At 63.4% G+C, this 4,014-nt stretch carries 5 protein-coding genes; all 5 read right to left on the bottom strand.

Annotation, left to right across the window (positions count from 1 at the left end; translation table 11 throughout):
- On the bottom strand, nt 1-1,010 hold a 1,010-nt coding region (locus AC1DUU_RS25415), incomplete at its 3' end, for a dihydrolipoyl dehydrogenase (protein WP_476786145.1).
- Between the two features lie 18 nt (nt 1,011-1,028).
- Nucleotides 1,029-1,610: a GNAT family N-acetyltransferase gene (locus AC1DUU_RS25410; protein WP_476786144.1), complete on the bottom strand. Its 582-nt coding sequence runs from the start codon at nt 1,608-1,610 to the stop codon at nt 1,029-1,031.
- A gap of 1 nt (nt 1,611) precedes the next feature.
- Entirely contained in the window at nt 1,612-2,250 is a 639-nt protein-coding gene (locus tag AC1DUU_RS25405) for an SGNH/GDSL hydrolase family protein (protein ID WP_476786143.1), read from the bottom strand.
- 48 nt (nt 2,251-2,298) lie between these two features.
- On the bottom strand, nt 2,299-3,660 hold the full coding sequence (locus AC1DUU_RS25400; protein WP_476786142.1) for a pyruvate dehydrogenase complex dihydrolipoamide acetyltransferase: 1,362 nt from the start codon (nt 3,658-3,660) through the stop codon (nt 2,299-2,301).
- A 14-nt stretch (nt 3,661-3,674) separates the two neighbouring features.
- Nucleotides 3,675-4,014 (bottom strand): transketolase C-terminal domain-containing protein (locus AC1DUU_RS25395; protein ID WP_476786141.1); only part of this gene is annotated, 340 nt, incomplete at its 5' end.

Here is a 4,014-nt window from a genome sequence, read left to right as displayed (position 1 = left end):
GCCTTGTGGGCCAGCATCGGGGGACCTGCGACGTCGCCGATGGCGTAGATGCCCGGCACGTTGGTCTTGCCGTAGCCGTCGATGACGATGCAGCCGCGATCGGTCTTGATGCCAAGCGCCTCAAGGCCGATGTTTTCGATATTGCCCTGCACACCGACGGCCGAGATCATCCTGTCGGCGGTGATCTTCTCGACCTTGCCGTCCTTCATCTCGACATGGGCAGTGACGGAGTTCGCGCCCTTCTCGACCTTGGTCACCTTGGCTTCGAGGTGGATCTTCATGCCCTGTTTTTCGAACTGCTTCTTGGCGAAGGCGGAGATTTCGGCATCCTCCACCGGCATGACCGCCGGCATCACCTCGACGACAGTCACATCGACGCCCATCGTGCGGTAGAAGGAAGCGAATTCGATGCCGATCGCGCCCGAGCCCATGACCAGCAGCGACTTGGGCATCTCCGGTGGCACCATGGCCTCGAAATAGGTCCAGATCAGCTTGCCATCAGGCTCGATGCCGGGCAGTGCGCGCGGCCTGGCACCGGTGGCGACGATGATGTGCTTGGCGCTGTAGGTGCCCTCGCCCAGCGTGTTCTTGGGCAGCGGCGCCTGCGGCTCCATCGGCTTCTTGGTCGATTTCGACACGATGATCTGGCCGGGCTTGGTGAGCTTGGCCTCGCCCCAAATGACGTCGACCTTGTTCTTCTTCATCAGGAAGCCGACGCCGCCATTCATGCGCTGGGCAATGCCACGCGAGCGGTCGACAACGGCCTTGAGGTCGGCGGTGATTGTGCCTTCAAGCTTGAGGCCGTAATTCTTGGCGTGCTCGGCCAGGTGCAGAACCTCGGCCGAACGCAGCAGCGCCTTGGTCGGGATGCAGCCCCAGTTGGAACAGATGCCAGCGAGGTGCTCGCGCTCGACGATGGCGGTCTTGAGGCCAAGCTGGGCGGCACGGATCGCCGCGATGTAGCCGCCGGGACCGGAGCCGATGATGATGACGTCGTAATTCTCAGCCATGAGTGTCCTGCCTCTTGATCAAGTCGCGCTGCGCGTGAGCAGCACCCAGTCGTGTTTCTTGCTGTTTTCGTCGAGCGGTACGGATGGGTGGCGCGCGATCTCTTCAAATCCGCGGGATTTGTAGAGGCCAAGCGCCACCTCGTTGTCGCTTTCGGTGATCAGGCTGACGGGCCGTGCGCCCGCGCGGGCGATCTCGTGGTCGACCAGCTGTCGGCCTATGCCGCGTCCGCGATGGTGCGAATACACGCCGACGCTGTCGATGAACCAGTGGCCGATGGCCTGTTTTTGAAGGATCAGGATCGGCTCGAACACCGGATGCGGCGCCTCTTCGTCGGCGAATGAAGGCTCGACTGCATGGCCGATCACCACGCCGGCGATTTCATCATCGACCTGCGCGAGGCTCGCGTCCTTCCAGCCGGCGCGCTCATCGTCGTCGCGCATCAGATTGCGGCCATGTTCCAGCGCTGTCTGCGTGGTGCCGTCAAGCACAGCGCCATACCAGAGCCATGAGGCCAGGCCATGCGACGACAGATCAACGAGAACGGCCAGCTCGGCGGCGTCGCGTCGTTCGGCCCTGCGGATGGTGACAACGCCAGCCAAGCTAAAGCTCCAGCATCACGCGCACGATGGGCGCAATAGCGTGGCCGATCAGCCGCGTGTTTTCGGCATCGAGATGGACGCCATCGAGCGGTGTGGTCTCCGCCACCGAGCCGGCATCGAAGAAACCGCAGCCGACCTCGTCGGCGAGCGCGGCATAGAGCGGCGCGAGCTGCCTTGAGGCTTTGTCGCCGCCGGCGAACATGTCCTTGAACTCGGCATTGGCCGTCCGGCTGACCACCGGCGGCGAAACCAGCAGGATTTCAGGTGCCGCATATTCCATGCCGTGATCGTAGGCGCGGATGATCGATACAAGCCGCGCCATGCCTTGCTTGGCGGCCAGCGGATTGCCGTGGATCCACGGCTTCATGTCGTTGGCGCCCAGCATGATGATGACGAGATCGAGCGGCGTGTGCGTACCCAGGATCGTCGGCAAGGCCCGCGCGCCGTTGCGGTCGGCGGTTGCGAGATGGTCGTCAAAGGCGGTGGTGCGGCCGTTGAGGCCCTCGGCGATGACGTTGACGCCAGCGCCGAGTTCGGCCTGCAGCACGCTTGGCCAACGGTCTTCGAACGCATGACGGCTGGGACCCGCGGCATCGTAGCCCCAGGTCAGYGAGTCGCCGTAGCAAAGCACAGTCTTCATGATTGAAGTCCTCGAATCCCCTCCCTTGAGGGAGGGGAAATGGGGGAACTACACCAGCATGCCCATCGGGTTTTCGATGAAGCGCTTGAAGGCCGACAAAAGCTCGGCACCGAGCGCGCCATCGACGGCACGATGGTCGGTCGACAGCGTCACCGACATCACATTGGCGATCTTGATCTCGCCGTTCTTGACCACCGGCCGCTCTTCCCCGGCGCCAACGGCCAGGATGGTCGCATGCGGCGGGTTGATGACGGCTGAGAAGTCCTTGATGCCGAACATGCCGAGATTGGACACGGCACTGGAGCCGCCCTGATACTCCTCGGGCTTGAGCTTGCGGTTGCGTGCCCGCCCAGCCATGTCCTTCATCTCGTTGGAGATGACCGACAGGGTCTTGATGTCCGCCTTGCGGATGATCGGGGTGATCAGACCGCCGGGGATCGAGACGGCGACACCGACATCGGCGTGCTTGTGCTTGACCATGGCCTGATCGGTCCACGACACATTGGCGTCGGGAACGGCGGTCAGGGCCAGCGCAAGGGCCTTGATGATCATGTCGTTGACCGACAGCTTGTAGGCCGCAACGTCGCCCTTTTCAGTCTTGCGCACTGGGGCTGCAGCATTGAGCTGGGCCCGGAGCGCCAGAAGCGCGTCGATCTCGCAATCAAGCGTCAGGTAGAAATGCGGGATCGTGCTCTTGGCCTCGACCAGGCGGCGCGCGATCGTCTTGCGCATGTTGTCATGCGGGATGAGCTCGTAGCTGCCTTCTTCAAACAGCTTGAGCACCTGATCGTCGGACATGCCCTTCGGCGCAGGAGCCGCAGCACCTGCTGCGGGAGCCTTGGCAGAAGGAGCTGCCTTGGCACCGCCACCTGATATCGCCGCCTCGACGTCCGCCTTGACGACACGGCCATGCGGGCCGGTACCGGTCAGCGCCAGAATGTCGACATTGGCGTCCTTGGCGATGCGACGGGCAAGCGGCGACGTGAAGGTGCGGCCGTCGGCGGCCGAAGCAGAACCGTTGGCGGCAGGCGTAGCTGCCGGAACAGCGGCAACCGGCGCAGCCGCAGGAGCCGCAGGCGTGGCGGCCGCAGCCGGCGCTTCGGCCTTGGCAGGCTCTGCCTTTGCAGGGACGGCATCACCGCCCTTGGCAGTGGCAGCGACATCTTCGCCTTCAGCGGCGAGAATGGCGATCAGCGCGTTGACCTTGACGCCCTCGGTGCCGGCCGGAACCAGCAGCTTGGCGACCGTGCCTTCATCGACGGATTCGACTTCCATSGTCGCCTTGTCGGTTTCGATCTCGGCGATCACGTCGCCGGGCGAAACCTTGTCGCCTTCCTTGACCAGCCACTTGGCCAGATTACCCTCTTCCATGGTCGGCGAAAGGGCAGGCATGGTGATATTGATCGGCATGATGACCTCCCGCCCTAGCGATACGTGACTGCTTTGACCGCCTCGATCACTTCGCCGACATTCGGCAGAGCGAGCTTTTCGAGATTGGCGGCGTAGGGCATCGGCACGTCCTTGCCGGCGATGGTGATGACAGGCGCATCGAGATGATCGAAGGCGCGCTGCGACACCTGGTTGGCGATGAAGTCGCCGACCGAGGACTGCGGGTAGCCTTCTTCGACGACGACCAGCCGGTTGGTCTTCTTGACCGAGGCGATGATGGTGTCGAAGTCGAGCGGACGAATGGTCCTGAGATCGATGATCTCGACGTCGATGCCCATCGCACGCAGTTCGGCCTCGGCCTTGATCGCGTAGGTC

Source organism: Aminobacter sp. P4_H6_2, assembly GCF_056400805.1.
The sequence above is the reverse complement of the archived record's forward strand: the minus strand, read 5'-3'. Positions and strand labels throughout refer to the sequence as shown.